The following is a 24,956-nucleotide window of genomic DNA, read 5'->3' as shown; positions in this document are numbered from 1 at the left end:
ACGGCGCAGGGAGTTGCCGAGGGTGTAGCCGAAGCCCGGCTCCAGCGGCTCGATCACGAACCGGGAGCGGAACTCGTCGACGACCTCTTCGGTCAACGAGGGACGCTGAGCGATCAGCATGTGTGGATCAGATCCTTCATTCGTGGACGCCCGCTATTTGACGCCCGACGGAATCCGCACCCGTGAAAAGTGCGGGTACTGCAAGGGTACGGGCGGTACGCCCTTACGGAGCCGTACCGCCCGAACCCTGAGCCAGACGAAGGCCGTGCGTCAGACGCGGCGGCGCTTCGGCGGACGGCAGCCGTTGTGCGGGGTCGGGGTGACGTCCTGGATGGAGCCGACCTCGAGGCCCGTGGCCTGCAGGGAGCGGATCGCGGTCTCACGACCGGAGCCCGGGCCCTTGACGAACACGTCGACCTTGCGCATGCCGTGCTCCTGAGCGCGGCGGGCAGCCGACTCGGCGGCCATCTGCGCGGCGAACGGCGTGGACTTCCGGGAGCCCTTGAAGCCGACGTGGCCGGCGGAGGCCCAGGAGATCACGTTGCCCGACGGGTCCGTGATGGAGACGATCGTGTTGTTGAACGTGCTCTTGATGTGCGCGTGGCCGTGAGCGACGTTCTTCTTTTCCTTGCGGCGCACCTTCTTGGCAGCGCCCTGACGACCCTTGGGGGGCATCTATAACTCCTACGGGAGGTGGTCGGTCCTACAGCGAAGACCGCTGGACGGCGAGTCCGCTGCGGACTACTTCTTGCCCGGCTTCTTCTTACCGGCGATGGCGCGACGCGGGCCCTTGCGGGTGCGGGCGTTGGTGCTGGTGCGCTGACCGCGGACGGGCAGACCGCGACGGTGACGGAGACCCTGGTAGCAACCGATCTCGACCTTGCGGCGGATGTCGGCCTGGATCTCGCGACGGAGGTCACCCTCGGTCTTGATGTTGTTGTCGACGTACTCGCGGATCGCGACCAGCTGCTCTTCGGTCAGGTCACGAACACGGGTGTTCGGGTCGATACCGGTCTCGGCCAGCGTCTGCTGCGAGAGCGTCCGGCCGATGCCGAACACGTAGGTGAGGGCGACCTCCACGCGCTTTTCGCGCGGGATGTCAACACCGGAAACGCGTGCCATTCAATGGCTCCTGGTGATCTTCGGAGGTCTTCCGCAGAACCGGCTCCCGGCCGCCGTACCAGGTACGAACCGGGTCCCCGGCCTCCGAACCGGGGGTGTCGAGCCGTTCACGACGGCTCGGGTTCTGCGTATGAACAATTCAGCTCGCGTCGCGCGAATCTCTGCGATAGAGGTGCAGAGGGTGATGGTCGTGCGTCAGCCCTGGCGCTGCTTGTGGCGCGGGTTCTCGCAAATGACCATGACCCGACCGTGACGGCGGATCACCCTGCACTTGTCGCAGATCTTCTTGACGCTCGGCTTGACCTTCATGGGATTGAGGTTCTCCGGGTCAGTGCCACCACCCCGCCAAGGACGGGATGCGGGCAAGATCTACTTGTAGCGGTAGACGATCCGGCCACGCGTCAGGTCGTACGGAGACAGCTCCACCACGACCCGGTCGTCAGGGAGGATACGGATGTAGTGCATACGCATCTTGCCGCTGATGTGTGCCAGGACCTGGTGGCCGTTCTGGAGCTCGACCTTGAACATGGCGTTCGGCAGAGACTCGACGACAGTGCCCTCGATCTCGATGGCACCTTGCTTCTTGGCCACGCTTCGCCCTTCGAATCGACTACCTTGATCGACTCCCCCGCTTTTCCCTTACGGGCGCATGCGGACATGCGGGTGCACGAGAGCCGACGAGTCAGTCTACGTCGGCGCACCCGGAAACGCGAATCGAGGAAGTCTGCCCCACGGGGGTGATCCCTACGCCAGGGGGTCGGGGGCGGCGGTGATGCCGTACTCGGCGAGCTTCGCCTTGCCCCCGTCGGGAGCGGTGAGGACCAGGGGTCCCTCGGTCGTCAGGGCCACCGAGTGCTCCCAGTGGGAGGACCAGGTGCCGTCGGTCGTGATGACCGTCCAGTCGTCGGACAGGACCTCGGTGCGCGGGGTGCCCAGGGAGACCATCGGCTCGATGGCGAGGCAGAAGCCGGGCACCAGCTTGGGGCCCTTGCCCCGGCGGCGGTCGACGTAGTTCAGCAGATGCGGGTCCATGTGCATCTCGGTGCCGATGCCGTGGCCGCCGTAGTCCTCGATGATCCCGTACTTGCCGCCGCCGGGCTTGGGCTGGCGGCGGATGTAGGTCTCGACGGCCCGGGAGATGTCGACCAGGCGGTTGCCCTGCTTCATGGCCGCGATGCCGGCCCACATCGACTCCTCGGTCACCCGGGAGAGCTCGACCAGCTCCGGCGCGTGACCGGAGCCCACGAAGGCCGTGTAGGCGGCGTCACCGTGCCAGCCGTCGATGATCGCGCCGCAGTCGATGGAGATGATGTCGCCGTCCTTGAGGACGACGTCGTCGGAGGGGATGCCGTGGACGACGACGTCGTTCACGGAGGTGCAGATGGTCGCGGGGAAGCCGCCGTAACCCAGGAAGTTCGACTTGGCGCCGTGCTCGGCGAGCACCTTGCGGGCGACCTCGTCCAGGTCCTTGGTGGAGGCGCCGGGCACCGCGGCCTCACGGGTCGCCGCGTGGATGGCGGCTACGACCAGGCCCGCCGCACGCATCTTGGCGATCTGCTCGGGCGTCTTGATCTGCACCATGGGGGCCTGCGCTCTCCGTCACTCACGTCGACTGGGTTACCTGTACAACAGTACGGCCGCGGCGCCCCGGGAATACCCCGGACCAGGTCTGGGGGGAGGGCACCGCGGCCGGAAGGACCGCGATCTACTTGTTCTCGGCCTTCTCGCGCTTCAGGGCTTCCAGCGCCCGCTGCGTGATCTCGTCCACCGGGCCCAGGGAGGAGATCGTCACGACCAGGCCCTGCGCCTTGTAGTAGTCGATGATCGGCTCGGTCTGCGTGTGGTAGACCTCGAGCCGCTTGCGGACGGTGTCCTCGGAGTCGTCGTCGCGCTGGTACAGCTCACCGCCGCAGACGTCGCAGACGCCTTCCTTCTTCGGCGGGCTGTACGTCACGTGGAAGACGTGCGACGACTCGTTGCGGCAGACGCGCCGGCCGGCGATCCGCTTGACGACCTCGTCCTCCGGGACCTCCAGGTCCAGGACCGCGTCCAGCGTGATGCCCTCGGTGCGCAGCAGCTCGTCCAGCGCCTCGGCCTGGGAGACGTTCCGCGGGAAACCGTCCAGCAGGAAGCCGCCCTCGGCGTCCGGCTGCTCCATACGGTCCTTGGCCATCGCGATGGTCACCTCGTCCGGGACGAGGTTTCCGGCGTCCATGTAGGACTTCGCGAGCTTGCCCAGCTCGGTCTGCCGGCTGATGTTGGCCCGGAACAGGTCACCCGTGGAGATGTGCGGGACCGCCAGCTTCTCTGCGAGGCGGACGGCTTGCGTTCCCTTACCGGCACCCGGCGGCCCGACGAGGACGATACGCATCAGCGGAGGAACCCTTCGTAATTGCGCTGCTGGAGCTGGCTCTCGATCTGCTTCACCGTCTCGAGACCGACACCCACGATGATCAGGATGCTGGTACCACCGAACGGGAAGTTCTGGCTTGCCCCGAAGCCCACCAACGCCATTGTCGGTACGAGAGCGATCAGACCCAGATACAGCGAACCCGGCCAGGTGATCCGGTTGAGCACATAGCTGAGGTACTCAGCGGTCGGTCGGCCAGCCCGGATGCCCGGGATGAAGCCACCATACTTCTTCATGTTGTCGGCGACTTCCTCGGGGTTGAAGGAGATCGCCACGTAGAAGAACGCGAAGAACACGATGAGCAAGAAGTACAGACTGATGTAAATCGGGTGGTCGCCCTTGGTCAGGTTGTTCTGGATCCACTGCTTCCAGCTCGAATTACCCCCCGCGAACTGCGCCACGAGTGCCGGGATGTAGAGCAGCGAGGAGGCGAAGATGACGGGAATCACACCCGCCTGGTTCACCTTGAGCGGGATGTACGTGGACGTACCACCGTAGGAACGACGACCGATCATGCGCTTGGCGTACTGCACCGGGATGCGGCGCTGGGCCTGCTCGACGAAGACGACCAGACCGACCATGACCAGGCCGACCAGGATGACGGTGCCGAACTCGATCCAGCCGCCGGCCAGGGTGCCCTGCTTCTTGATGGCCCACAGCGCGGACGGGAAGGTCGCGGCGATCGAGATGAACATCAGGATCGACATGCCGTTGCCGATGCCGCGGTCGGTGATCAGCTCACCGAGCCACATCACGACGCAGGTACCCGCGGTCATGCAGATGACCATCGTGATCGTCGCGAAGATCGCCTGGTCGGGGACGATGCTCGACGCGACCGAGCAGCCGTTGAAGAGCGCGCCGCTGCGGGCGGTGGCGACCAGGCCGGTGCCCTGCAGGATGGCGAGGGCCACGGTGAGGTAGCGGGTGTACTGCGTGATCTTCGCCGTACCGGCCTGGCCCTCCTTCTTCAGGGCCTCCAGGCGCGGGATGACCACGGTCAGCAGCTGAAGGATGATGCTGGCCGTGATGTAGGGCATGATGCCGAGCGCGAAGACCGTGATCTGCAGCAGCGCACCGCCGCTGAACATGTTCACGAGACCGAACAGGCCCTGGTTGCCCTGTGCCTCGGTCACACACTGCTGGACGGCCTTGTAGTTGACGCCGGGGATCGGGATGTGGGTACCGACCCGGTAGACCACGATGATGGCCAGCGTGAAGAGCAGCTTCTTGCGCAGGTCGGGCGTCCTGAACGCCCGGGCGAACGCGGTGAGCACGGTGCCTCCTGCGACCCCCGCGCAACTGCGTCAAGGGTGACGGTCTTGAGGTTCGACGGATACAGACAAATAGCTAACGGTCAACTGCCGCTCAGGGTGCCCCATGGGAAGCACCCGTTGAAAGTGGGCAGTGCTGGCCACCTTACCGGCGAGAGCACCCCCCTAGGAACGACCGACCGGGGATACCCCTTTTGTGGGGTATCCCCGGTCGGGATCGTTCACGTCATCGAGGGACCTGAGGAACTCAGACCAGCTCGGTGACCGTACCGCCGGCGGCGGTGATCTTCTCCTTGGCGGAGCCGGAGACGGCGTCGACCGTCACCTGCAGCGCCACGGAGATCTCGCCCTGGCCGAGGACCTTGACGAGGCTGTTCTTGCGAACGGCACCCTTGGCCACCAGACCCTCGACCGTGACCTCGCCACCCTCGGGGTAGAGCGCGGCCAGCTTGTCGAGGTTCACCACCTGGAACTCGGTCTTGAACGGGTTCTTGAAGCCCTTCAGCTTCGGGAGGCGCATGTGCAGCGGCATCTGGCCACCCTCGAAGCGCTCCGGAACCTGGTAGCGGGCCTTGGTGCCCTTGGTACCACGACCGGCCGTCTTACCCTTCGACGCCTCACCACGACCGACACGGGTCTTGGCGGTCTTGGCGCCCGGGGCGGGACGGAGGTTGTGGATCTTGAGCGGGTTCTGCTCCGCCATGATCAGTCGACCTCCTCGACCGTCACGAGGTGGCGGACGGTGTGCACCATGCCGCGGAACTCGGGGCGGTCCTCCTTGACGACCTGCGTGTTGATGCCCTTGAGACCAAGGGAACGCAGGGTGTCACGGTGGTTCTGCTTGCTGCCGATGTAGGACTTGACCTGCGTGATCTTGAGCTGAGCCATGATTACGCACCCGCCCCGGCACGCGCACGCAGCAGGGCCGCGGGAGCGACGTCCTCGAGCGGCAGACCACGGCGGGCCGCGATCTCCTCGGGACGCTGCAGACCCTTCAGGGCCGCCACGGTCGCGTGCACGATGTTGATCGCGTTGTCGGAGCCGAGCGACTTCGACAGCACGTCGTGGATACCGGCGCACTCGAGCACGGCACGCACCGGGCCACCGGCGATAACACCGGTACCCGGGGACGCGGGCTTGAGCAGCACGACGCCGGCAGCCTTCTCACCCTGGATGGGGTGCGGGATGGTGCCCTGGATACGGGGGACCTTGAAGAAGTGCTTCTTGGCCTCCTCAACACCCTTGGCGATGGCGGCCGGCACCTCCTTGGCCTTGCCGTAACCGACACCCACGGTGCCGTCACCGTCGCCCACCACGACCAGCGCGGTGAAGCTGAAGCGACGACCACCCTTCACAACCTTGGCGACGCGGTTGATCGCGACGACGCGCTCAACGTACGCGGTCTTCTCGGCGGCAGCTGCGCCGCCGTCACGGCCCTTCCGGTCCCGCCGCTCGCCGCCACCGGCACCGCCACCGCGGCGCTGGGGTCCAGCCATTGGAATTACCTCTCTCTGTCTCCGCTAGCTACGGAACCGACTCAGAACTTGAGTCCGGCCTCGCGGGCGGCGTCCGCCAGGGCGGCGATGCGCCCGGCGTACTGGTTACCACCACGGTCGAACACGACGGCCTCGACACCGGCGGCCTTGGCACGCTCGGCGACCAGGGCGCCGACCTGCTTGGCCTGCGCGGACTTGTCCGCCTCGCCACCGCGGATCGACGCGTCCAGGGTGGACGCCGACGCCAGGGTGTGGCCCTTCAGGTCGTCGATCACCTGCGCCACGATGTGGCGGTTGGAGCGGGTCACGACCAGACGGGGGCGCTCCGCCGTACCGGAGATGTTCTTGCGGATCCGGATGTGACGGCGCTTGATCGCGGCGCGCTTGTAGGCGTCGCCCTTGAGGATCTTCTGCCCGTATGCCATGGCTTACTTACCCGCCTTTCCGACCTTGCGGCGGATGACTTCGCCCTCGTACTTGACGCCCTTGGCCTTGTACGGGTCGGGCTTGCGCAGCTTGCGGATGTTGGCCGCAACCTCGCCGACCTTCTGCTTGTCGATGCCCTCGACCGAGAAACGGGTGGGGGTCTCCACCTTGAAGGTGATGCCCTCGGGGGCCTCGACGAGGATCGGGTGGCTGTAACCGAGAGCGAACTCCAGGTTCGAACCCTTGGCGGTCACTCGGTAACCGACACCGCTGATCTCGAGCTTCTTCACGTAACCCTGGGTCACGCCGGTGATCATGTTCGCCACCAGCGTGCGGGAGAGGCCGTGCAGGGCCTTGCTCTGACGCTCGTCGTTCGGGCGGGTCACCTGCAGGGTGCCGTCCTCGCCCTTAGCGATGTCGATCGGAGCCGCGACAGTGTGGGTCAGCGAACCCTTGGGGCCCTTGACCGCGACCGTACGGCCGTCGATGGTGACGTCCACGCCGGCGGGAACCGCGATGGGGAGCTTGCCGATACGCGACATAGCTGTTTCCTCCGTTCCCTTCTGCTACCAGACGTAGGCGAGGACTTCCCCACCCACGCCCTTCTTGCCGGCCTGCTTGTCGGTGAGGAGCCCGTGCGACGTGGAGATGATCGCCACGCCCAGGCCGCCGAGCACCTTCGGCAGGTTGGTGGACTTCGCGTACACCCGGAGACCGGGCTTGGAGATCCGCTTGATGCCCGCGATGGAGCGCTCACGGTTCGGGCCGAACTTCAGCTCGAGGACGAGGTTCTTGCCGACCTCGGCGTCCTCGACACGCCAGCCCGTGATGAAGCCCTCCTGCTGGAGGATCTCCGCGATGTGAGACTTGATCTTGGATGCCGGCATCGTCACGGAGTCGTGGTACGCCGAGTTCGCGTTCCGCAGACGCGTCAGCATGTCTGCGATCGGATCAGTCATGGTCATGAATTGGCCTGTGGCCTTTCTCGCCGGGGTTTCCTATATGCGCCATCCCTCTCCCCGTACTTCTTGAGACGGGACGGGTGCGGTGCGGGGACCTACGGCGTAGTAAGTCGTTCAGGGCGGCAGAGGCCCAACCCTCCTAGCCTAAGCCATGAGGGGTGGCGCCCCTGCCGTCCCGGTTGCTTACCGAGAGGTCCAGGAATCCCTGAAAGTGGGGATTACCAGGAGCTCTTGGTCACGCCCGGCAGCTCGCCACGGTGAGCCATCTCACGAAGGCACACGCGGCAGAGGCCGAACTTGCGGTACACGGAGTGCGGACGGCCGCAGCGCTGGCAGCGGGTGTAGCCACGCACACCGAACTTGGGCTTGCGAGCAGCCTTGGCAATCAGAGCCTTCTTCGCCATCTCGCTCACGCCTCCTTGAACGGGAAGCCGAGGTGACGAAGGAGCGCGCGGCCCTCAGCGTCGTTGGTCGCCGTGGTGACCACGGTGATGTCCATGCCCCGGGTACGGTCGATCTTGTCCTGGTCGATCTCGTGGAACATGACCTGCTCCGTGAGACCGAAGGTGTAGTTGCCACGGCCGTCGAACTGCTTGGGGGACAGACCACGGAAGTCGCGGATGCGCGGCAGCGCGAGCGACAGGGTGCGGTCCAGGAACTCCCACATGCGGTCGCCACGGAGCGTGACGTGGGCACCGATCGGCTGGCCCTCACGCAGCTTGAACTGCGCGATGGACTTGCGGGCCTTCGTGACGGCCGGCTTCTGACCGGTGATGGTGGTCAGGTCGCGGATCGCGCCCTCGATCAGCTTCGAGTCACGGGCGGCGTCGCCGACACCCATGTTGACCACGATCTTGACGAGGCCGGGAACCTGCATGACGTTCTCGTACTTGAACTCGTCACGCAGCTTGCCCGCGATCTCCTCGCGGTACTTCGTCTTCAGACGCGGAGTGGTGGTGGTAGCCATCAGATGTCCTCACCCGTCCGCTTGGCAACGCGGATCTTGTTGCCCTCTTCGTCGAAGCGGTAGCCGACACGCGTGACGACCTTGTTGCCGTCCTTCTCCACGACCAGCTGAACGTTGGACACGTGGATCGGGGCCTCGGTGGTCACGATGCCGCCGGCCTGGGAACCGCGAGCGGTCGGACCGGCCTTGGTGTGCTTCTTGACCCGGTTGACACCCTCGACCAGGACACGCTCCTCGCGCGGGAAAGCGGCAATGACCTTGCCCTGCTTGCCCTTGTCCTTACCGGTGATGACCTGGACCAGGTCGCCCTTCTTGATCTTCATGCTTACAGCACCTCCGGCGCGAGCGAGATGATCTTCATGAACTTCTTCTCGCGCAGCTCACGGCCGACCGGGCCGAAGATGCGGGTGCCGCGAGGGTCGCCGTCGTTCTTCAGAATGACGGCGGCGTTCTCGTCGAAGCGGATGTACGAGCCGTCCGGACGGCGGCGCTCCTTGACGGTGCGAACGATGACCGCCTTGACGACGTCACCCTTCTTCACGTTGCCACCGGGGATCGCGTCCTTGACGGTGGCGACGATGACGTCACCGATGCCCGCGTAGCGGCGACCGGAGCCACCGAGCACACGGATGCAAAGGATCTCCTTCGCACCAGTGTTGTCGGCGACGCGCAGTCGCGACTCCTGCTGGATCACGTCTATCTCCTGGTTGTCTGCCGGTTCCCGGGGCGGGCTGCGAAAGTTTCACACCCGCCCCGAGCCTGGCGGAACGATGCCTAGGGGGTCCCCCTAGGAGGGATTACTTGGCCTTCTCGAGGATCTCGACGACGCGCCAACGCTTCGTCGCGGACAGCGGCCGGGTCTCCATGAGGAGGACACGGTCGCCGACACCCGCGGCGTTCTGCTCGTCGTGCGCCTTGAGCTTGTTCGTACGGCGGATGACCTTGCCGTACAGCGCGTGCTTGACGCGGTCCTCGACGGCGACGACGACGGTCTTGTCCATCTTGTCGCTGACGACGAGACCCTCACGGGTCTTGCGGAAGCCGCGGGCCTCTGCAGTCTGCTCAGTCACGTTGCTCTCACTCATCAGGCGCTCTCCACCGTCTCGATGCCCAGCTCGCGCTCACGCATCAGGGTGTAGATCCGCGCGATGTCCTTACGGACGGCCTTCAGCCGACCGTGGTTCTCGAGCTGACCGGTCGCCGCCTGGAAGCGGAGGTTGAACAGCTCTTCCTTGGCCTCGCGGAGCTTCGCCAGAAGCTCCTCGTTGCCCAGCTCGCGCAGCTCGGACGCCTTGGTACCGGCCGACATCACGCTTCACCTGCCTCGCGCTTGACGATCCGGCACTTCATCGGCAGCTTGTGAGCCGCACGAGTGAGGGCCTCACGCGCAATCTTCTCGTTGGGGTACGACAGCTCGAACATCACACGTCCGGGCTTGACGTTGGCGATCCACCACTCCGGCGAACCCTTACCGGAACCCATGCGGGTCTCGGCCGGCTTCTTGGTGAGGGGACGGTCCGGGTAGATGTTGATCCAGACCTTGCCGCCACGCTTGATGTGGCGGGTCATCGCGATACGAGCCGCCTCGATCTGGCGGTTCGTGACGTAGGCCGGGGTCAGCGCCTGGATGCCGTACTCGCCGAACGCAACCTGCGTGCCACCCTTGGCAGCGCCGCTGCGCTTCGGGTGGTGCTGCTTGCGGTGCTTGACCCTACGGGGGATCAGCATGTCGGTCAGGCCTCCGTTCCGGTGCTCTCAGCCGGAGCGGCGGCGGGGGCCTCGGCCTTGGGGGCCTCGGCGCCGGCAGCCTGCTGCGGCTTGCGACCGCGCCGCTCGCCACCACGGCCACCACGGGCCGGGCGGTCGGCACCGCCACGGGCCGGGCGGTTACCCGCACGGGCCGCAGCGTTCTCGGCGCGGACCTCGGCGATGTTCTTGACGTCGCCCTTGTAGATCCAGACCTTCACGCCGATGCGGCCGAAGGTCGTCTTGGCCTCGAAGAAGCCGTAGTCCACGTTCGCGCGGAGCGTGTGCAGGGGCACGCGGCCCTCGCGGTAGAACTCCGAGCGGGACATCTCGGCGCCGCCGAGGCGGCCGCCGCACTGGATCTTGATGCCCTTGGCGCCGGCCTTCATCGCCGACTGCATGCTCTTGCGCATGGCACGGCGGAAGGAGACGCGGGAGGAGAGCTGCTCGGCAACGGCCTGGGCAACCAGCTGAGCGTCGGTCTCGGGGTTCTTGACCTCGAGGATGTTCAGCTGGACCTGCTTGCCCGTGAGCTTCTCGAGGTCACCGCGGATGCGGTCGGCCTCGGCGCCACGGCGGCCGATGACGATGCCCGGACGAGCGGTGTGGATGTCCACACGCACGCGGTCACGGGTGCGCTCGATCTCAACCTTCGAGATACCGGCGCGCTCCATGCCGGACGTCATCATCCGACGGATGGCGACGTCTTCCTTGACGTAGTCCTTGTACAGCTTGTCGGCGTACCAACGCGACTTGAAGTCGGTCGTGACACCGAGCCGGAACCCATGCGGGTTAACCTTCTGGCCCATTACCGGGTTCCTTCCTTGCTGCTGACGACCACGGTGATGTGGCTGGTCCGCTTGCGGATCCGGTAGGCACGGCCCTGGGCACGCGGCCGGAACCGCTTCAGGGTCGGGCCCTCGTCGACGTACGCCTCAGAGATGAAGAGGCTGTCGGCGTCGGTGTGGTCGTAGTTGTGCGCGGCGTTGGCGATGGCGCTGTCGAGCACCTTGCCGACGGGCACTGAGGCGGCCTGCGGAGCGAATCGCAGGACCGCCTGAGCCTCCGTGGCGTCCATGCCACGGATAAGGTCCACCACGCGGCGGGCCTTCATGGGCGTGACGCGGATGTACCGCGCCTGGGCCCTGGCTTCCATGGTTGTCCCTCTCAGTTACTTACGTGTCTGAATGCGATCCGCGATTAGCGGCGCTTCGACTTCCGGTCGTCCTTGACGTGACCCCGGAAGGTGCGCGTCGGCGAGAACTCGCCGAGCTTGTGACCGACCATCGACTCGGTGACGAACACCGGGATGTGGGTCTTGCCGTTGTGCACCGCGATCGTGTGGCCGAGCATGGCCGGGACGATCATCGAGCGACGGGACCAGGTCTTGATGACGTTCTTGGTGCCGGCTTCGTTCTGCGTGTCCACCTTCTTGATCAGGTGGTCGTCGACGAAGGGCCCCTTCTTCAAGCTACGAGGCATCTCAACCCGTCCTTAGCGCTTCTTGTTCGTCTTGCGGCGGCGGACGATGTACTTGTTCGACGCCTTCTTGGGCGAACGAGTACGGCCTTCCTTCTTGCCCCACGGGGACACAGGGTGGCGACCACCGGAGGTCCGGCCCTCACCACCACCGTGCGGGTGGTCAACCGGGTTCATGACCACACCACGGACGGTCGGGCGAACGCCCAGCCACCGCTTACGGCCGGCCTTACCCCAGTTGATGTTGCTCTGCTCGGCGTTGCCGACCTCACCGATGGTGGCGCGGCAGCGGACGTCGACCAGGCGGATCTCGCCGGACGGCATGCGGAGGTGGGCCATCGAGCCCTCCTTCGCGAGCAGCTGCACGGAGGCACCGGCGGAGCGGGCGAACTTGGCACCGCCACCGGGACGGAGCTCGATCGCGTGGATCGTGGTACCGACCGGGATGTTGCGGAGGGCCAGGTTGTTGCCCGGCTTGATGTCGGCCCCGGGACCGTTCTCGACGCGGTCACCCTGCTGCAGGTTGCGCGGGGCGAGGATGTAGCGCTTCTCGCCGTCGGCGTAGTGCAGCAGCGCGATGCGCGCGGTGCGGTTGGGGTCGTACTCGATGTGCGCGACCTTCGCCGGCACGCCGTCCTTGTCGTGACGACGGAAGTCGATCACACGGTAGGCGCGCTTGTGTCCGCCACCCTGGTGGCGAACGGTCACACGACCGGCGTTGTTACGGCCGCCCTTGCTGTGCAGGGGGCGGACCAGCGACTTCTCCGGCGTGGACCGCGTGACCTCGACGAAGTCGGCGACGCTGGCGCCACGACGGCCCGGCGTAGTCGGCTTGTACTTGCGGATTCCCATTTCTCAGTCCTCGTCCGATATCGGACGATCCGGACCGCCCTTAGGCGGTCGGACCGCCGAAGATGTCGATACGGTCGCCCTCGGCGAGGGTCACGATCGCGCGCTTGCTGCCGGCACGCTGACCGAAGCCGGTCTTCGTGCGCTTGCGCTTGCCCTGGCGGTTGATCGTGTTGACCCCGGTGACCTTGACCGAGAAGACCGCCTGGACGGCCTGCTTGATCTGGGTCTTGTTGGCGCCCGGGGCGACGACGAACGTGTACTTGTTCTCGTCGAGGAGCGCGTAGCTCTTCTCGGAGACGACCGGCTTGAGCAGCACGTCACGGGGGTCCGTGAAGGACTTGCTCAGCGGCGTCTCGACGGTGTTCTTGCCCTCGGCGGCGTGGCGACGCGCCTTGGCGACGCGCGCGGCCTTGGCGGCCTTGGCGGCCTTCGAGGCAATGCTCGGGTGACGCGTAGCCATCAGGCCTCGCTCCCTTCGGTGTCAGCGGCCTTGGGGCCAGACACGAAGGACTCGAAAGCGGCCTGGGTGAAGACCACGTCGTCCGAGACGAGAACGTCGTACGTGTTCAGCTGGCCCGGCTCCAGGATGTGGACCTGGGGCAGGTTGCGGGCGGACAGCCACGCGGCCTCGTCGGCGCGGTCGACGACCAGGAGCAGGTTCTTGCGCTCGCTGATCTTGCCGAACAGGCTCTTGGCGGCCTTGGTGCTGGGGTTCGCGCCCTCGACCACGCCGGAGACGACGTGGATGCGGTTGTGACGCGCCCGGTCGGTGAGGGCGTGGCGCAGGGCCGCGGCCTTCATCTTCTTCGGGGTGCGCTGCGAGTAGTCACGCGGCACGGGACCGTGCACGACGCCACCACCGGCGAACTGCGGCGCGCGGGTCGAGCCCTGACGGGCGCGGCCGGTGCCCTTCTGGCGGTACGGCTTCTTGCCACCACCACGGACTTCGCCACGGGTCTTGGTCTTGTGCGTGCCCTGACGGGCAGCGGCCAGCTGCGCGACGACGACCTGGTGGATCAGCGGGATGCTGATCTTCTCCACGTCGAAGATCTCCGCGGGGAGCTCGACGGAACCGGCCTTCTCGCCCGCCGGCGAAAGGATGTCAACAGTGCTCATCGGTTACCTCAGGCCCCCTTGGCCGCGGTGCGGACCAGGACGAGGCCGCCGTTCGGACCGGGAACCGCGCCCTTGATGAGCAGCAGACCCTTCTCCGCGTCAACGGCGTGGACGGTCAGGTTCTGGGTGGTGACCCGCTCGTTGCCCATACGACCCGCCATGCGGAGGCCCTTGAACACGCGGCCCGGGGTGGCGCAGCCACCGATGGAACCGGGCGAGCGGTGCTTGCGCTGGGTGCCGTGTCCGGCGCCGAGGCCCTTGAAGTTGTGACGCTTCATGACACCGGCGAAGCCCTTGCCCTTGCTCTTGCCGGTCACGTCGACCTTGATGCCGGCCTCGAACACCTCAGCGGTGATCTCCTGGCCGAGGGTGTACTCGCTGGCGTCAGCGGTACGGATCTCGACGAGGTGGCGGCGGGGAGTGACGTCGGCCTTGGCGAAGTGGCCCTTGAGGGGCTTGTTCACCTTGCGCGGGTCGATCTCGCCGAACGCGATCTGGACGGACTCGTAGCCGTCGACGTCGTTCGTGCGGACCTGGGTGACGACGTTGGGGCCGGCCTTGACGACGGTGACCGGAACAACGCGGTTGTTCTCGTCCCACACCTGCGTCATGCCGAGCTTCTCGCCCAGGATGCCCTTGATCTGCTTAGCCATTCTCAGATCACCAGCCCTCAGAGCTTGATCTCGATGTCGACACCGGCCGGGAGGTCGAGTCGCATCAGAGAGTCAACGGTCTTGGGCGTCGGGTCGAGGATGTCGATCAGGCGCTTGTGCGTGCGCATCTCGAAGTGCTCGCGCGAGTCCTTGTACTTGTGCGGCGACTTGATGACGCAGTACACGTTCTTCTCAGTGGGCAGCGGCACCGGGCCCGCGACCGACGCACCAGTGCGGGTCACCGTCTCGACGATCTTCTTCGCCGAGGAGTCGATGACCTCGTGGTCGTAGGCCTTGAGCCGGATGCGGATCTTCTGTCCCGCCATGGCTACTCAGTAGTCCTGTCTCTCTTACGCTCTGGAACCCGGCGGATTCCTTCTGCTGCCGTCGTTTCTCCGACCCACGCGGTCGGGTGTGTCGCGGTCCCGCTGACACAGATGCCCCTTGTTCGAACATCCCTGCGGGGAATGCGACGGCCCTTCCGGAACCGTGGACCGGGGACCTCGGGCCCACCGGGCGCCTGGCCGGTGTCGCGCTCACACTTCCCGGAAGATTCCCGTACGTCCGCCCCAGTGCTGCCATCAGGCAGTTAGGACGACGAGTACTGTGGGACTCGCTTCCGGTCCTCCCGGCGGGAGGCGCGCAGCATCAACACTCGACCGAGCAACTCCGACAGTTTGCCATACAGGCCGGGGGCTCCGCCAATCGAGCCGAAGAGATTACCCCGAAGGTGACGTAGGTCAAACCGGCTGGGCCGCCCCACGCGGTCCCGGGCCCGCCACCACGAGAAAAGGGCCGCCCTGGCACACGGCCGGGCGGCCCTCTCCCTAGATCCTCACGGGTACCTCAGTGGGGTACGTCGTCACCAGCTGTAGTAGCCGTGGGACATCCATCCGCTGACACCGCTGTCGACGTCGTAGACGCGGTCCCACTGGCCGTCACCGGACACGTCCCGGTGCGCCAGGCGGTCGCCGCGGTAGCAGAGACCGAGCACGGCCCCCGAGGTGCTCGGGGTGGCCCGGATGCGGACGCCGTCGCCGGTGCAGTGGCCGTAGACGTCGTCGGCGTAGGCCGGCGTGGCCAGCGTCGCGCCACCGATCGCGGCAGCGACCGCGAGACCGGTCACCGCCATGGCGCGCTTCCCCCGTACTGCGGAAAACACAGTTCCTCCTGAATAAGCTATCTGAGACCACATCAGATGATCTTGGTCGGCTACGAAGATAGCATGTTCATGATCTTGAAGGACGTGACGAAGCCGGCCCAGGTCGCGGGGGCGACGGCCAGCCGGGGACCCTCGGGGTTCTTGGAATCGCGGATGTGGACGGTGGCGGGAGTGGGGGCGACTTCGAGGCAGTCGTTACCGTTGCTGCTGTCGCTGTAGCTGCTCTTGAACCAGTGGAGTTCCGGGGTGCTCATAGTTCTCCCAGCGCTTGCTCGATGAAGACCAGAGACTCCTCTGGCGTGAGCGCCTGAGCCCGGATGATGCCATAGCGCAGATCGAGAACGCGGAGCTGCCTCGGGGTCGAGACCGGGCGACCCGCGAAGTCACCGTCGGTACGCCCCATCCCCGTCCCGTCCGCGAACTTCAGCACCTGGATACGGCCTCCCGTCCCAGGGTGGTTCGCGCGTGCGGTCGGCATCACCTGAAGCTCCACGAACGGCAACTGGGCCACCTCCAGCATGTGTTCGAGCTGCCGACGCAACACCATTGTGTCCCCGATCGGGCGGCGCAGCGTCACCTCTTCCTGGACGAAACTGAACTCCGGTGCGGGCGAGCGAGCGAAGACGGACTTCCGGGCCATACGAGCCCCCACCATGCGTTCCAGCTGATCCGGCGAGTAGGCAGGACGCCAGGTGCGAAGCAGCGCTCGCGCGTACTCCTCTGTCTGCAACAGGCCATGGATGTTGTGGCTGCCGTACAGCAACATCTCCACGGCCCGCCCCTCCAGCTCCGCCAGCTCCCGCACCTTCTTCGGGTACCGAGCCCTCTTCATGTCCTCCATGAAGGCCCTCAGGTGCCCCTGCGCCTTCAGGAGCTGGTCCGCCCTGTCCAGGAACTCCGGGCGGGGGATACGGGCGCCCCGCTCGATCTTGCGGATCATGTCCTCGCCGTACCCCATCGCCTCGCTCAGCTCGGGCACGCTCACGCCGGCCGCCTCCCGGGACACCTTGAGCAGCCGCCCCACCGCCTGGACCACCGGCTCGATCTCGTCCCCGGGCTCGACGTCCCAACCGGCCTCGTCCACTCCCTCACCCATGGCTCCTCCTCCGCCGCGCACTCGTACCCGTACAACGCCCGAGACAGCCGAGACAGCCGAGACAAACCGGGGACAGTCACCGTACGCAGAGGCGTTGTCGCTCACTCACGGAAGCAGCTTCGGCCACGCTGAGTGACGTGAATCAAGAAATGGCTGCCCCTGAAAACCAACTCGCCACCCCCGTGCCCCACTTCAGTGTCCGACTGTCCCCCACGCCACGCGGCGCCCGCCTCGCCCGGCTGCTCGCCGAGCAACAACTGCGCACCTGGGGAATGCCGTTGGAAAGGCCGACACAGATCGTCGCGGAGCTGGCCGCGAACGCCGCCACACACGGCCGCGTGTCCGGCCGCGACTTCCAGCTGCTGCTGTACCTCGTCGGACACACGCTCCGTATCGAGGTCACGGACACGCGTGGTGACCGCCTCCCCCGGCCACAACCGCCGTCCCCGGAGGGGGAATCAGGTCGTGGGCTCCTCCTCGTCGAGGCCCTGGCCGACCGCTGGGGCGTCACCCATGGACGGCACCCGCGCAAGACCGTGTGGGCCGAGGTCTCCTTCCCCGCGGGCGGCCCGCAGCGCTGCCGCTGACCGGCTACTGACCCGGGGCCCAGTACCCTCCGGCCATGACCCGTACGACTCCGCCCCGCCCCCTCGACGTCACCGCGCACTTCCCGGAGCTGGCGCCGCTCGCCCGCACCGCCGTACGCCTGCACCCGCGCGCCGGCGCCCCCACGGCGGCGGAGAGTTCCGTCGGCGGGCCCCTGCTGTGGCCGGCCGACGAGGAGTGGCCGAGCTGTCCGGAGCACGCGGGGCCCTGGCACCGGGGTGTCGCGCCCGAGGACGTCCATGTCGGCCGGCGCGTGCTGCGCGCGGCCTGGGCCCGGACCCGCCCGGCAGACACCGACCTGCTGAGCGAGGAGGAGCGCGCGCTGGTCGACCTGGGGACCAAGTCCCGTCGGATAGCACAGGACGGGCCCGTGCCGATGGTGCCGGTCGCGCAGATACGCGCCGCCGACGTGCCGACGCTGCCCCGGCCCGAGGGCACGGATCTGCTGCAGGTGCTCTGGTGCCCCTTCGATCACCCCGAGGACGGCTATGTGCCCCGCGTCGAGCTGCGCTGGCGCAGGGCCGCCGATGTCGTCACCCCGCTCGGCGCTCCCCCACGGCCGGCCGTGATCGGCAGCGACCGCTATCTGCCCGAGCCGTGTGTGCTGCACCCCGAGACCGTCACCGAGTACCCGGCCCCGCACGAACTGCCGGAAGAGCTGGCCGACCGGATCGAGGAGTGGGAGCAGGAGAGCGAGGACGAGGACGAGCCGGGGTTCTGCTACCAGTACGACCTCGCCGTCGCCCCGGGGTGGAAGCTCGGCGGTCACGCGCCCTGGAGCTTCTCCGACCCCTTCCCCATGGCCTGCGCCGAGTGCGGCGCCGGGATGCGGCCCCTGCTCACCGTCGACGGCACCGAGTGGGACGGCGGCAGCGGCAGCTGGCGGCCGGTGGAGGACGCCGGGTACACCGGCTACCACTTCCTCGGTCCGGCGCTCGACACCCAGATCAGCATCGGCCGCAGCTACAGCCTCCAGGTGTACGTGTGCGAGCGGTCGTACGACCACCCGCTGCTGCAGAACATGCAGTGACCCCGTAGGGGAGAACACGAAGAGGCCCGTACGACCGAAGTCGTACGGGCCTCCCGTCAGGTCTGGAGACCTTCAGGTCAGATGACCCTCAAGCAAGCGGAACCTACTTGACGATCTTGGTGACCTGGCCGGCGCCCACGGTGCGGCCACCCTCACGGATGGCGAACTTCAGGCCCTCTTCCATGGCGACGGGCTGGATGAGCGACACCGTCATCTCGGTGTTGTCACCCGGCATGACCATCTCGGTGCCCTCGGGGAGGGTCACCACGCCGGTCACGTCCGTCGTACGGAAGTAGAACTGCGGGCGGTAGTTGTTGAAGAACGGCGTGTGGCGGCCACCCTCGTCCTTGGACAGGATGTAGGCCTGAGCCTCGAACTCCGTGTGCGGGGTGACCGAGCCCGGCTTGATGATGACCTGGCCGCGCTCGACGTCCTCGCGCTTGATGCCACGGAGCAGCAGACCGACGTTCTCACCGGCCTGGCCCTCGTCGAGCAGCTTGCGGAACATCTCGATGCCGGTGACCGTGGTGGTGGTCTTCTCGGTCTTGATGCCGATGATGTCGACGGTCTCGTTGACCTTCAGGACACCACGCTCGATACGGCCGGTGACGACCGTACCGCGACCGGTGATCGTGAAGACGTCCTCGATCGGCATGAGGAACGGCTTGTCGACGTCGCGCTCCGGCTGCGGGATCGACTCGTCGACGGCGTTCATCAGGTTGAGGACGGAGTCCACCCACTCCTTCTCGCCCTCGAGGGCCTTGAGAGCGGAGACCTTGACGACCGGAACGTCGTCGCCGGGGAACTCGTACTCGGAGAGGAGCTCACGGACCTCGAGCTCGACGAGCTCCAGGATCTCCTCGTCGTCCACCATGTCGGCCTTGTTCAGGGCGACGACGATGTACGGAACGCCGACCTGGCGGGCCAGGAGCACGTGCTCCTTGGTCTGCGGCATCGGGCCGTCGGTCGCGGCGACCACCAGGATCGCGCCGTCCATCTGGGCGGCACCGGTGATCATGTTCTTGATGTAGTCCGCGTGACCCGGGCAGTCGACGTGGGCGTAGTGACGCGCCTCGGTCTGGTACTCGACGTGCGCGATGGAGATGGTGATACCGCGCTGGCGCTCCTCGGGCGCCTTGTCGATGTTGTCGAACGGGGTGGCCTCGTTCAGGTCCGGGTACGCGTCGTGCAGCACCTTGGTAATGGCGGCCGTGAGGGTCGTCTTACCGTGGTCGATGTGACCGATGGTGCCGATGTTGACGTGCGGCTTAGTCCGCTCGAACTTCGCCTTCGCCACTGGGGTCCTCCTGTGGAGTGGTTCTGTACGCCTTACTTCATCGGCGCCAGGTGATCTTTGCTGTAAAGGCCCGGAACCGGGGGCAAACATCCGGGTTTACGGTTGTTTGCCCCCTGAGGCTCCGGAGTCAAGCCTACGGCGTGGGAACGCGGTGCGTTACTCGCCCTTGGCCTTCGCGATGATCTCCTCGGCGACGTTCCGCGGAACCTCGGCGTAGGAGTCGAACTGCATCGAGTAGCTTGCGCGACCCGACGTCTTGCTGCGGAGGTCGCCGACGTAGCCGAACATCTCCGACAGGGGCACGAGGCCCTTCACGACGCGGGCACCAGCCCGCTCCTCCATGGCCTGGATCTGGCCACGGCGGGAGTTGATGTCGCCGATGACCTCACCCATGTAGTCCTCGGGCGTGGTGACCTCGACGGCCATCATCGGCTCGAGCAGCACGGGCGAAGCCTTGCGCGCGGCCTCCTTGAAGGCCTGCGAGCCGGCGATCTTGAAGGCGAGCTCGGAGGAGTCGACCTCGTGGTAGCCACCGTCGATGAGGATGACGCGAACGCCAGTCATCTCGTAGCCGGCGAGGATGCCGAACTGCATGGCCTCCTGCGCACCGGCGTCCACCGAAGGGATGTACTCCTTCGGGATGCGGCCACCGGTGACCTTGTTCACGAACTCGTACGAGGCGTCGCCGCCCTCGATGGGCTCGATCGCGATCTGCACCTTGGCGAACTGACCGGTACCACCGGTCTGCTTCTTGTGGGTGTAGTCCACGCGCTCGACGGCCTTGCGGATCGTCTCGCGGTACGCGACCTGCGGCTTGCCGACGTTGGCCTCGACCTTGAACTCACGGCGCATACGGTCGACCAGCACCTCAAGGTGCAGCTCGCCCATACCACCGATGATGGTCTGGCCGGTCTCCTCGTCCGAGTGGACCTGGAAGGACGGGTCCTCCTCGGCCAGGCGCTGGATCGCGACGCCCAGCTTCTCCTGGTCACCCTTCGACTTGGGCTCGATGGCGACCTGGATGACCGGCGCCGGGAAGTCCATGGACTCCAGGATGACCGGGTTCTTGTCGTCGGACAGCGTCTCACCGGTGGTGGTCTGCTTCAGGCCCATGACGGCGACGATGTCACCGGCGCCCACCGACTCGATCTCCTCACGCTTGTTGGCGTGCATGCGGTAGATCTTGCCGATGCGCTCCTTCTTGCCCTTGACGGAGTTCAGCACGGCGGTGCCGGACTCCAGGCGGCCCGAGTAGACCCGGACGAAGGTGAGCTTGCCGAGGTGCGGGTCGCTCATGATCTTGAACGCCAGCGCCGACAGCGGCTCGTCGTCGGACGGCTTGCGCTTGATGATCTCGTCCGCGTCGCTGACCGCGTGGCCCTCGATGGCCTCGATGTCAACGGGGGACGGCAGGTAGCGCACGACCGCGTCGAGCAGGGGCTGGACGCCCTTGTTCTTGAACGCGGTACCGCAGAACACCGGGGTGATGGTGGTGCCGGTGCCCTTGCCGGACGCGATGGTGATACGACGGATCGCGGCGTACAGCTGCTCCTCGGTGGGCTCCTGGCCCTCCAGGAACAGCTCCATGATCTCTTCGTCGTTCTCGGCGACGGCCTCGACCAGCTTGCCGCGCCACTCCTCGGCGGCCTCGGCGTGCGTGTCCGGGATGTCGACGACGTCGTACATCTCGCCCTTGGTCGCCTCGGCGGACCACACGAGCGCCTTCATGCGGACCAGGTCCACGACGCCCTTGAAGTCGGCCTCGGCACCGATCGGGAGCTGCATGACGATCGGCTGCGCGCCCAGGCGGTCGACGATCATGTCGACACAGCGGTGGAACTCGGCACCGGTGCGGTCGAGCTTGTTGACGAAGCAGATACGCGGAACGCCGTAGCGGTCCGCCTGACGCCACACCGTCTCGGACTGGGGCTCAACGCCGGCGACGCCGTCGAACACCGTCACGGCACCGTCGAGCACGCGCAGGGAGCGCTCCACCTCGACGGTGAAGTCGACGTGGCCCGGCGTGTCGATGATGTTGATCGTGTGGTCGACGTCTTCCAGCGGCCAGTGGCAGGTGGTGGCAGCAGAGGTGATCGTGATGCCACGCTCCTGCTCCTGCTCCATCCAGTCCATGGTGGCAGCGCCGTCGTGGACCTCACCGATCTTGTACGAAACGCCGGTGTAGAACAGGATCCGCTCGGTGGTGGTCGTCTTGCCCGCGTCGATGTGGGCCATGATGCCGATGTTGCGCACCTTGGCCAGGTCAAGCGAAGTGGTAGCCATAAGGCTTCAGTCTTCTCTCGGTCTCGATGTGGACTGCGACTACCAGCGGTAGTGCGCGAAGGCCTTGTTGGACTCGGCCATCTTGTGCGTGTCCTCGCGCTTCTTCACAGCGGCACCGAGGCCGTTGGAGGCGTCGAGGAGCTCGTTGAGCAGACGCTCGGTCATGGTCTTCTCGCGACGGGCGCGGGAGTAACCGACGAGCCAGCGCAGCGCGAGGGTGTTGGCGCGACCGGGCTTGACCTCGATCGGGACCTGGTACGTCGCACCACCGACACGGCGGGACTTGACCTCGAGGGTCGGCTTGATGTTCTCCAGCGCGCGCTTCAGCGTGATGATCGGGTCGTTGCCCGTCTTCTCACGCAGACCCTCCATGGCGCCGTAGACGATGCGCTCGGCGGTGGAGCGCTTGCCGTTCAGCAGCACCTTGTTGATGAGCGACGTGACCAGAGGAGAACCGTAGACCGGGTCGATGATGACCGGGCGCTTCGGGGCGGGGCCCTTACGAGGCATTCTTACTTCTCCTTCTTGGCGCCGTAGCGGGAACGGGCCTGCTTGCGGTTCTTGACACCCTGGGTGTCGAGGGAGCCACGGATGATCTTGTAGCGAACACCCGGCAGGTCCTTCACACGGCCGCCGCGCACGAGCACGATGGAGTGCTCCTGCAGGTTGTGTCCCTCACCCGGAATGTAAGCGGTGACCTCGATCCCGCTGGTCAGACGCACACGCGCGACCTTACGCAGGGCCGAGTTCGGCTTCTTCGGGGTGGTCGTGAACACACGCGTGCAGACGCCACGACGCTGAGGGGAACCCTCGAGTGCGGGCGTCTTGTTCTTCTCGACCTTGTCCTGCCGGCCCTTACGGACCAGCTGCTGGATCGTAGGCACTACTTCTCCGGTTTCTGTGTGCCGATAGGTACAGCTAACCTGGAACGCCTCCGACCCACGCGGTCGGGTGTGTCGAATCCCGCAGATTCTCGCCGCAAGGCGAAAAGGGCGCAGATTACGGTGGCCGGTCGCGGCTCGCCATGCGGTCTGAAGGCACGCACGAGAGCCAGGGCACACCCCAGGCACAAGGTCTGAGCGTACCTACCTCATTCGCTGTGGTCAAAACAAATGCGGCTCACCCGCCCCGGGCTGCGGGAAATGTCAAGTCCCCGTACCCTAGATGATCTTCGAATCCGCGTTCCCATCCGCTCGACGCCGGCCAGTGTGACAGGTCAGCCGGGCGGAGCGCACCGCGTGCGGGCGGCCGGGGCCGTCGACAGACTGAGGTCATGTCCGCGCCGCAGGTGCCCCGTCCGTCTTCCTCACAGGTGCCGCCGCCGTCCCCGCAGCTGTCGCTCCTCGACAAGGCGGCCTACATCGCGGCCCCGGGGACCGTCGTGGTGGGCCTGCTCTACTACATCGGCATCACCTACACCGAGAAGTACTACGGCGAACTCGGGGTGCCCGTGGGCGATCTGCAGCTGTCCTACCAGGCCATGGTCGCCAGCGCCCCGGGCCCGATCTTCCTGCCCCTGTGGTGCCTGCTGGTCGGCGGGGCGGTCGTCCTGCTGCTGTTCGGCCGTCTCGCGCAGTTCCTGGCCCAGCCCGATCACGCGGTACGACGGCGCAGGGTGATCCGGTGGTTGCTCGCCGTCGGTCTGGTCATGACGTTGGTGGGCTTCCCCGTCTACATGACCCACCTGCTGGCCGGGCTGCCGGGCGGACCGTGGCTCGACTTCCTGTCGCCCTTGATCATCGCTCTCGGCGCCACCGTGGCCTTCTTCGCCACGCAGCTGCGTCTGGGCGAGAGCAGGAGCGGGGGCGCCCGGCAGGGCCGTACCGGCGACACGCTGTGGCTGACGGGCGGTGCCGTACTCCTCGGTCTGCTGGCGATGAGCCTGTTCCTGCAGGTGGCGCTGTGCGCAACGGCGGAGGGGCGCAGCGACGCCCAGGACGAGGCCGACGGAGGCTATCGGCAGAGCCTGACGGTGGTGGTCCACTCGCGTCTTCGCCTCACCCACCATGCCCAGGACATCGAATTCCACGACTGGGGCCCCGCGAACGGGCCGTACCGCTTCCAGTACAGCGGCTTCAGCCTGATCGCGAAGGGCCCGAACCGCTTCTACCTGGTCTCCTCCGCCTCCCGCTTCGCGGACCGGATGGTGGTGGTACTGCCCGACGACGGCAGCGTCTGGGTGGAGTTGCGCGGCGCGTGACCGGGAGGCGCGGTGCTCAGGTCGTGCCGGCGCTGGCCGGGGCGGTGGACGTCGGGGCGGTCGCGGTCGACGTCGGGGTGGTCGGCGTCGGGGTTCCGGTCCCGGTGTCCGTGGTGTCGGGCAGGGGTGTCGGCGACTGGGTGGTCACCGTGCCGGTGGGCTCTGTGATCGTGGTCGTGGGATCGGGAGCCGGAGTCGGTGTGGTCGTCCCCGGGGAGACCGGGGTCGTGGTCACGGACCCGAGCGCCTCTCCCCGGAAGGTCGCCACGATCGTCTGGCCCGTCGAGAGGACGGCGGTCAGCTGCCCGGTGTACGGACCCGGCTGCGACGCGCTGTGCTGGAGTTCGACCTCGCAGCGGCCTCCGGACGGCACCTGGACGTGGGTGCAGCCGTCCTCGGCGATCGCCGCCTTGCCGTGGCCCGTGGTGGCGGAGACGCTGTTGACAGTGATGGGCCGGCTCGTGGTGTTGACCAACTCCACCTTTCCGGCAGCCGTCTTGCCCACTCCCACCGACGGCATATGGATCTGCTGAGGCTTACGGCTCGCACTGCTGCCGGGGAACAGGCGGGCCAGCGTGGCCATGGCTCCGGTCTTCGGCGTGGCCGGCGCGGCCCCGTTCGGGTCCTTGCAGCCCGTCATGCCCGCCAGGGCGGCGACTGCCGCGACCACGGCGACGGCGCGGGTGCGAGTAGACATCATGACCTCGGCACCTCCGCTACGGTCCGGCCCGCTCCTCGCCCCTCAACTTCGCACGTCGGCGGCGTCAGCCTCCCGCCGGCGC

General features: G+C 66.7%; 39 protein-coding genes and 1 pseudogene. 3 read left to right on the top strand and 37 right to left on the bottom strand.

Features of this window, described 5'->3' with window-relative positions:
- The 32 genes and pseudogenes from IO33_RS49425 to IO33_RS0120560 form a co-directional block, all read right to left on the bottom strand.
- A pseudogene (locus IO33_RS49425) lies at window positions 1-120 on the bottom strand (DNA-directed RNA polymerase subunit alpha); the annotation flags it as partial.
- A gap of 150 nt (window positions 121-270) precedes the next feature.
- Window positions 271-675, bottom strand: coding sequence for a 30S ribosomal protein S11 (gene rpsK, locus IO33_RS0120710; RefSeq protein WP_003956432.1), 405 nt, complete (start codon window positions 673-675; stop codon window positions 271-273).
- A 66-nt stretch (window positions 676-741) separates the two neighbouring features.
- A complete protein-coding gene (gene rpsM, locus IO33_RS0120705; protein ID WP_031167100.1) occupies window positions 742-1,122 on the bottom strand; it encodes a 30S ribosomal protein S13 in 381 nt (126 codons plus the stop codon).
- A gap of 195 nt (window positions 1,123-1,317) precedes the next feature.
- The gene (gene rpmJ, locus IO33_RS0120700; protein ID WP_003998809.1) at window positions 1,318-1,431 is read right to left on the bottom strand and encodes a 50S ribosomal protein L36; all 114 of its coding nucleotides are present in this window, start codon (window positions 1,429-1,431) and stop codon (window positions 1,318-1,320) included.
- A gap of 60 nt (window positions 1,432-1,491) precedes the next feature.
- Complete coding sequence (gene infA / locus IO33_RS0120695; protein ID WP_003948620.1) at window positions 1,492-1,713, bottom strand: translation initiation factor IF-1; 222 nt, start codon at window positions 1,711-1,713, stop codon at window positions 1,492-1,494.
- A 153-nt stretch (window positions 1,714-1,866) separates the two neighbouring features.
- Window positions 1,867-2,703, bottom strand: a complete 837-nt coding sequence (gene map, locus IO33_RS0120690) for a type I methionyl aminopeptidase (protein WP_031167099.1) — start codon at window positions 2,701-2,703, stop codon at window positions 1,867-1,869.
- A 124-nt stretch (window positions 2,704-2,827) separates the two neighbouring features.
- On the bottom strand, window positions 2,828-3,493 hold the full coding sequence (locus tag IO33_RS0120685; RefSeq protein WP_031167097.1) for an adenylate kinase: 666 nt from the start codon (window positions 3,491-3,493) through the stop codon (window positions 2,828-2,830).
- Window positions 3,493-4,806, bottom strand: a complete 1,314-nt coding sequence (gene secY / locus IO33_RS0120680) for a preprotein translocase subunit SecY (RefSeq protein WP_031167095.1) — start codon at window positions 4,804-4,806, stop codon at window positions 3,493-3,495. The genes IO33_RS0120685 and secY overlap by 1 nt, the downstream gene beginning before the upstream one ends.
- A 244-nt stretch (window positions 4,807-5,050) precedes the next feature.
- Window positions 5,051-5,506: a 50S ribosomal protein L15 gene (rplO, locus tag IO33_RS0120675; protein ID WP_023547373.1), complete on the bottom strand. Its 456-nt coding sequence runs from the start codon at window positions 5,504-5,506 to the stop codon at window positions 5,051-5,053.
- A gap of 2 nt (window positions 5,507-5,508) precedes the next feature.
- Window positions 5,509-5,691: a 50S ribosomal protein L30 gene (rpmD, locus tag IO33_RS0120670; RefSeq protein WP_003974250.1), complete on the bottom strand. Its 183-nt coding sequence runs from the start codon at window positions 5,689-5,691 to the stop codon at window positions 5,509-5,511.
- Between the two features lie 2 nt (window positions 5,692-5,693).
- Window positions 5,694-6,299, bottom strand: coding sequence for a 30S ribosomal protein S5 (gene rpsE / locus IO33_RS0120665; RefSeq protein ID WP_003992370.1), 606 nt, complete (start codon window positions 6,297-6,299; stop codon window positions 5,694-5,696).
- A 41-nt stretch (window positions 6,300-6,340) separates the two neighbouring features.
- Window positions 6,341-6,724, bottom strand: a complete 384-nt coding sequence (gene rplR / locus IO33_RS0120660) for a 50S ribosomal protein L18 (protein WP_031167091.1) — start codon at window positions 6,722-6,724, stop codon at window positions 6,341-6,343.
- A gap of 3 nt (window positions 6,725-6,727) precedes the next feature.
- Window positions 6,728-7,267, bottom strand: coding sequence for a 50S ribosomal protein L6 (rplF, locus tag IO33_RS0120655; RefSeq protein WP_031167089.1), 540 nt, complete (start codon window positions 7,265-7,267; stop codon window positions 6,728-6,730).
- A 24-nt stretch (window positions 7,268-7,291) separates the two neighbouring features.
- Window positions 7,292-7,690, bottom strand: a complete 399-nt coding sequence (rpsH, locus tag IO33_RS0120650; protein WP_030046382.1) for a 30S ribosomal protein S8 — start codon at window positions 7,688-7,690, stop codon at window positions 7,292-7,294.
- Between the two features lie 215 nt (window positions 7,691-7,905).
- A complete protein-coding gene (locus IO33_RS0120645) occupies window positions 7,906-8,091 on the bottom strand; it encodes a type Z 30S ribosomal protein S14 (RefSeq protein ID WP_003948630.1) in 186 nt (61 codons plus the stop codon).
- 5 nt (window positions 8,092-8,096) lie between these two features.
- Window positions 8,097-8,654, bottom strand: coding sequence for a 50S ribosomal protein L5 (gene rplE / locus IO33_RS0120640; RefSeq protein ID WP_015658460.1), 558 nt, complete (start codon window positions 8,652-8,654; stop codon window positions 8,097-8,099).
- The gene (gene rplX / locus IO33_RS0120635) at window positions 8,654-8,977 is read right to left on the bottom strand and encodes a 50S ribosomal protein L24 (RefSeq protein ID WP_031167085.1); all 324 of its coding nucleotides are present in this window, start codon (window positions 8,975-8,977) and stop codon (window positions 8,654-8,656) included. Before rplX ends, rplE begins: the two co-directional genes overlap by 1 nt.
- A gap of 2 nt (window positions 8,978-8,979) precedes the next feature.
- Window positions 8,980-9,348, bottom strand: coding sequence for a 50S ribosomal protein L14 (gene rplN, locus IO33_RS0120630; protein ID WP_003998823.1), 369 nt, complete (start codon window positions 9,346-9,348; stop codon window positions 8,980-8,982).
- 103 nt (window positions 9,349-9,451) lie between these two features.
- Window positions 9,452-9,739 (bottom strand): 30S ribosomal protein S17, encoded by a 288-nt coding sequence (gene rpsQ, locus IO33_RS0120625; RefSeq protein ID WP_003992363.1) that lies wholly within the window; start codon window positions 9,737-9,739, stop codon window positions 9,452-9,454.
- Complete coding sequence (gene rpmC, locus IO33_RS0120620) at window positions 9,739-9,963, bottom strand: 50S ribosomal protein L29 (protein ID WP_003974259.1); 225 nt, start codon at window positions 9,961-9,963, stop codon at window positions 9,739-9,741. Before rpmC ends, rpsQ begins: the two co-directional genes overlap by 1 nt.
- Window positions 9,963-10,382 carry a 50S ribosomal protein L16 gene (gene rplP / locus IO33_RS0120615; protein ID WP_009327094.1) on the bottom strand — a complete coding sequence of 140 codons (420 nt, stop codon included), beginning with the start codon at window positions 10,380-10,382 and terminating at the stop codon, window positions 9,963-9,965. Before rplP ends, rpmC begins: the two co-directional genes overlap by 1 nt.
- Before the next feature lie 5 nt (window positions 10,383-10,387).
- Window positions 10,388-11,209, bottom strand: a complete 822-nt coding sequence (rpsC, locus tag IO33_RS0120610) for a 30S ribosomal protein S3 (protein WP_014674374.1) — start codon at window positions 11,207-11,209, stop codon at window positions 10,388-10,390.
- Window positions 11,209-11,556 carry a 50S ribosomal protein L22 gene (rplV, locus tag IO33_RS0120605; protein ID WP_003974262.1) on the bottom strand — a complete coding sequence of 116 codons (348 nt, stop codon included), beginning with the start codon at window positions 11,554-11,556 and terminating at the stop codon, window positions 11,209-11,211. The genes rpsC and rplV overlap by 1 nt, the downstream gene beginning before the upstream one ends.
- A gap of 44 nt (window positions 11,557-11,600) precedes the next feature.
- Window positions 11,601-11,882 carry a 30S ribosomal protein S19 gene (gene rpsS / locus IO33_RS0120600; RefSeq protein ID WP_003974263.1) on the bottom strand — a complete coding sequence of 94 codons (282 nt, stop codon included), beginning with the start codon at window positions 11,880-11,882 and terminating at the stop codon, window positions 11,601-11,603.
- 12 nt (window positions 11,883-11,894) lie between these two features.
- Window positions 11,895-12,731: a 50S ribosomal protein L2 gene (rplB, locus tag IO33_RS0120595; protein WP_031167077.1), complete on the bottom strand. Its 837-nt coding sequence runs from the start codon at window positions 12,729-12,731 to the stop codon at window positions 11,895-11,897.
- 40 nt (window positions 12,732-12,771) lie between these two features.
- Entirely contained in the window at window positions 12,772-13,191 is a 420-nt protein-coding gene (gene rplW, locus IO33_RS0120590; protein WP_031167074.1) for a 50S ribosomal protein L23, read from the bottom strand.
- The gene (gene rplD, locus IO33_RS0120585; RefSeq protein ID WP_031167072.1) at window positions 13,191-13,847 is read right to left on the bottom strand and encodes a 50S ribosomal protein L4; all 657 of its coding nucleotides are present in this window, start codon (window positions 13,845-13,847) and stop codon (window positions 13,191-13,193) included. Before rplD ends, rplW begins: the two co-directional genes overlap by 1 nt.
- An 8-nt stretch (window positions 13,848-13,855) precedes the next feature.
- Complete coding sequence (gene rplC / locus IO33_RS0120580; RefSeq protein ID WP_020135811.1) at window positions 13,856-14,500, bottom strand: 50S ribosomal protein L3; 645 nt, start codon at window positions 14,498-14,500, stop codon at window positions 13,856-13,858.
- A gap of 17 nt (window positions 14,501-14,517) precedes the next feature.
- Entirely contained in the window at window positions 14,518-14,826 is a 309-nt protein-coding gene (rpsJ, locus tag IO33_RS0120575) for a 30S ribosomal protein S10 (RefSeq protein ID WP_003948644.1), read from the bottom strand.
- 536 nt (window positions 14,827-15,362) lie between these two features.
- A complete protein-coding gene (locus IO33_RS0120570) occupies window positions 15,363-15,632 on the bottom strand; it encodes an SH3 domain-containing protein (RefSeq protein ID WP_031167068.1) in 270 nt (89 codons plus the stop codon).
- A gap of 80 nt (window positions 15,633-15,712) precedes the next feature.
- Window positions 15,713-15,916 carry a DUF397 domain-containing protein gene (locus IO33_RS47540; protein ID WP_078963799.1) on the bottom strand — a complete coding sequence of 68 codons (204 nt, stop codon included), beginning with the start codon at window positions 15,914-15,916 and terminating at the stop codon, window positions 15,713-15,715.
- The gene (locus IO33_RS0120560; RefSeq protein ID WP_031167063.1) at window positions 15,913-16,758 is read right to left on the bottom strand and encodes a helix-turn-helix domain-containing protein; all 846 of its coding nucleotides are present in this window, start codon (window positions 16,756-16,758) and stop codon (window positions 15,913-15,915) included. Before IO33_RS0120560 ends, IO33_RS47540 begins: the two co-directional genes overlap by 4 nt.
- Before the next feature lie 149 nt (window positions 16,759-16,907).
- Here IO33_RS0120560 and IO33_RS0120555 point away from each other — a divergent pair, with 149 nt between their 5' ends.
- Together IO33_RS0120555 and IO33_RS0120550 are read left to right on the top strand one after the other, a co-directional pair.
- Window positions 16,908-17,345, top strand: a complete 438-nt coding sequence (locus tag IO33_RS0120555; protein WP_209438887.1) for an ATP-binding protein — start codon at window positions 16,908-16,910, stop codon at window positions 17,343-17,345.
- A 35-nt stretch (window positions 17,346-17,380) separates the two neighbouring features.
- Entirely contained in the window at window positions 17,381-18,394 is a 1,014-nt protein-coding gene (locus tag IO33_RS0120550) for a hypothetical protein (protein WP_031167059.1), read from the top strand.
- 103 nt (window positions 18,395-18,497) lie between these two features.
- Here IO33_RS0120550 and tuf read toward each other — a convergent pair whose 3' ends face one another.
- The 4 genes from tuf to rpsL all read right to left on the bottom strand — a co-directional run bounded on the left by tuf (window position 18,498) and on the right by rpsL (window position 22,858).
- A complete protein-coding gene (tuf, locus tag IO33_RS0120545; protein ID WP_031167057.1) occupies window positions 18,498-19,691 on the bottom strand; it encodes an elongation factor Tu in 1,194 nt (397 codons plus the stop codon).
- Window positions 19,692-19,847: 156 nt separating this feature from the next.
- Window positions 19,848-21,974 carry an elongation factor G gene (gene fusA / locus IO33_RS0120540; protein WP_031167055.1) on the bottom strand — a complete coding sequence of 709 codons (2,127 nt, stop codon included), beginning with the start codon at window positions 21,972-21,974 and terminating at the stop codon, window positions 19,848-19,850.
- A gap of 39 nt (window positions 21,975-22,013) precedes the next feature.
- Window positions 22,014-22,484 carry a 30S ribosomal protein S7 gene (gene rpsG, locus IO33_RS0120535; protein WP_003992340.1) on the bottom strand — a complete coding sequence of 157 codons (471 nt, stop codon included), beginning with the start codon at window positions 22,482-22,484 and terminating at the stop codon, window positions 22,014-22,016.
- Window positions 22,485-22,486: 2 nt separating this feature from the next.
- Window positions 22,487-22,858, bottom strand: coding sequence for a 30S ribosomal protein S12 (gene rpsL, locus IO33_RS0120530; protein WP_003948652.1), 372 nt, complete (start codon window positions 22,856-22,858; stop codon window positions 22,487-22,489).
- A 389-nt stretch (window positions 22,859-23,247) separates the two neighbouring features.
- Between rpsL and IO33_RS0120525 the strand changes: the two genes are divergently transcribed.
- Window positions 23,248-24,174 carry a hypothetical protein gene (locus IO33_RS0120525; RefSeq protein ID WP_051926876.1) on the top strand — a complete coding sequence of 309 codons (927 nt, stop codon included), beginning with the start codon at window positions 23,248-23,250 and terminating at the stop codon, window positions 24,172-24,174.
- Between the two features lie 16 nt (window positions 24,175-24,190).
- On the opposite strand, the gene IO33_RS0120520 is transcribed toward IO33_RS0120525, so the two are convergent.
- Window positions 24,191-24,874 carry a hypothetical protein gene (locus tag IO33_RS0120520; RefSeq protein ID WP_031167051.1) on the bottom strand — a complete coding sequence of 228 codons (684 nt, stop codon included), beginning with the start codon at window positions 24,872-24,874 and terminating at the stop codon, window positions 24,191-24,193.
- Window positions 24,875-24,956 lie beyond the last annotated feature (82 nt).

This window comes from Streptomyces durhamensis, assembly GCF_000725475.1.
GTDB lineage: Bacteria > Actinomycetota > Actinomycetes > Streptomycetales > Streptomycetaceae > Streptomyces > Streptomyces filipinensis.
Note: the sequence above shows the minus strand (reverse complement) of the source record. Positions and strands in the feature narration are given on the sequence as shown.

Bases quoted from the DNA above. Each gene is read 5' to 3' on its own strand.
- rpsK (WP_003956432.1), bottom strand. From the start codon at position 675: ATGCCCCCCAAGGGTCGTCAGGGCGCTGCCAAGAAGGTGCGCCGCAAG.
- rpsM (WP_031167100.1), bottom strand. From the start codon at position 1,122: ATGGCACGCGTTTCCGGTGTTGACATCCCGCGCGAAAAGCGCGTGGAG.
- rpmJ (WP_003998809.1), bottom strand. From the start codon at position 1,431: ATGAAGGTCAAGCCGAGCGTCAAGAAGATCTGCGACAAGTGCAGGGTG.
- map (WP_031167099.1), bottom strand. From the start codon at position 2,703: ATGGTGCAGATCAAGACGCCCGAGCAGATCGCCAAGATGCGTGCGGCG.
- IO33_RS0120685 (WP_031167097.1), bottom strand. From the start codon at position 3,493: ATGCGTATCGTCCTCGTCGGGCCGCCGGGTGCCGGTAAGGGAACGCAA.
- rplO (WP_023547373.1), bottom strand. From the start codon at position 5,506: ATGGCGGAGCAGAACCCGCTCAAGATCCACAACCTCCGTCCCGCCCCG.
- rpmD (WP_003974250.1), bottom strand. From the start codon at position 5,691: ATGGCTCAGCTCAAGATCACGCAGGTCAAGTCCTACATCGGCAGCAAG.
- rpsE (WP_003992370.1), bottom strand. From the start codon at position 6,299: ATGGCTGGACCCCAGCGCCGCGGTGGCGGTGCCGGTGGCGGCGAGCGG.
- rplR (WP_031167091.1), bottom strand. From the start codon at position 6,724: ATGGCATACGGGCAGAAGATCCTCAAGGGCGACGCCTACAAGCGCGCC.
- rplF (WP_031167089.1), bottom strand. From the start codon at position 7,267: ATGTCGCGTATCGGCAAGCTCCCCATCGCGGTTCCCGCCGGCGTGGAC.
- rpsH (WP_030046382.1), bottom strand. From the start codon at position 7,690: ATGACCATGACTGATCCGATCGCAGACATGCTGACGCGTCTGCGGAAC.
- IO33_RS0120645 (WP_003948630.1), bottom strand. From the start codon at position 8,091: ATGGCGAAGAAGGCTCTGATTGCCAAGGCTGCTCGCAAGCCCAAGTTC.
- rplE (WP_015658460.1), bottom strand. From the start codon at position 8,654: ATGGCTACCACCACCACTCCGCGTCTGAAGACGAAGTACCGCGAGGAG.
- rplX (WP_031167085.1), bottom strand. From the start codon at position 8,977: ATGAAGATCAAGAAGGGCGACCTGGTCCAGGTCATCACCGGTAAGGAC.
- rpsQ (WP_003992363.1), bottom strand. From the start codon at position 9,739: ATGAGTGAGAGCAACGTGACTGAGCAGACTGCAGAGGCCCGCGGCTTC.
- rpmC (WP_003974259.1), bottom strand. From the start codon at position 9,963: ATGTCGGCCGGTACCAAGGCGTCCGAGCTGCGCGAGCTGGGCAACGAG.
- rplP (WP_009327094.1), bottom strand. From the start codon at position 10,382: ATGCTGATCCCCCGTAGGGTCAAGCACCGCAAGCAGCACCACCCGAAG.
- rpsC (WP_014674374.1), bottom strand. From the start codon at position 11,209: ATGGGCCAGAAGGTTAACCCGCATGGGTTCCGGCTCGGTGTCACGACC.
- rplV (WP_003974262.1), bottom strand. From the start codon at position 11,556: ATGGAAGCCAGGGCCCAGGCGCGGTACATCCGCGTCACGCCCATGAAG.
- rpsS (WP_003974263.1), bottom strand. From the start codon at position 11,882: ATGCCTCGTAGCTTGAAGAAGGGGCCCTTCGTCGACGACCACCTGATC.
- rplB (WP_031167077.1), bottom strand. From the start codon at position 12,731: ATGGGAATCCGCAAGTACAAGCCGACTACGCCGGGCCGTCGTGGCGCC.
- rplW (WP_031167074.1), bottom strand. From the start codon at position 13,191: ATGGCTACGCGTCACCCGAGCATTGCCTCGAAGGCCGCCAAGGCCGCC.
- rplD (WP_031167072.1), bottom strand. From the start codon at position 13,847: ATGAGCACTGTTGACATCCTTTCGCCGGCGGGCGAGAAGGCCGGTTCC.
- rplC (WP_020135811.1), bottom strand. From the start codon at position 14,500: ATGGCTAAGCAGATCAAGGGCATCCTGGGCGAGAAGCTCGGCATGACG.
- rpsJ (WP_003948644.1), bottom strand. From the start codon at position 14,826: ATGGCGGGACAGAAGATCCGCATCCGGCTCAAGGCCTACGACCACGAG.
- IO33_RS0120570 (WP_031167068.1), bottom strand. From the start codon at position 15,632: ATGGCGGTGACCGGTCTCGCGGTCGCTGCCGCGATCGGTGGCGCGACG.
- IO33_RS47540 (WP_078963799.1), bottom strand. From the start codon at position 15,916: ATGAGCACCCCGGAACTCCACTGGTTCAAGAGCAGCTACAGCGACAGC.
- IO33_RS0120560 (WP_031167063.1), bottom strand. From the start codon at position 16,758: ATGGGTGAGGGAGTGGACGAGGCCGGTTGGGACGTCGAGCCCGGGGAC.
- IO33_RS0120555 (WP_209438887.1), top strand. From the start codon at position 16,908: ATGGCTGCCCCTGAAAACCAACTCGCCACCCCCGTGCCCCACTTCAGT.
- IO33_RS0120550 (WP_031167059.1), top strand. From the start codon at position 17,381: ATGACCCGTACGACTCCGCCCCGCCCCCTCGACGTCACCGCGCACTTC.
- fusA (WP_031167055.1), bottom strand. From the start codon at position 21,974: ATGGCTACCACTTCGCTTGACCTGGCCAAGGTGCGCAACATCGGCATC.
- rpsG (WP_003992340.1), bottom strand. From the start codon at position 22,484: ATGCCTCGTAAGGGCCCCGCCCCGAAGCGCCCGGTCATCATCGACCCG.
- IO33_RS0120525 (WP_051926876.1), top strand. From the start codon at position 23,248: ATGTCCGCGCCGCAGGTGCCCCGTCCGTCTTCCTCACAGGTGCCGCCG.
- IO33_RS0120520 (WP_031167051.1), bottom strand. From the start codon at position 24,874: ATGATGTCTACTCGCACCCGCGCCGTCGCCGTGGTCGCGGCAGTCGCC.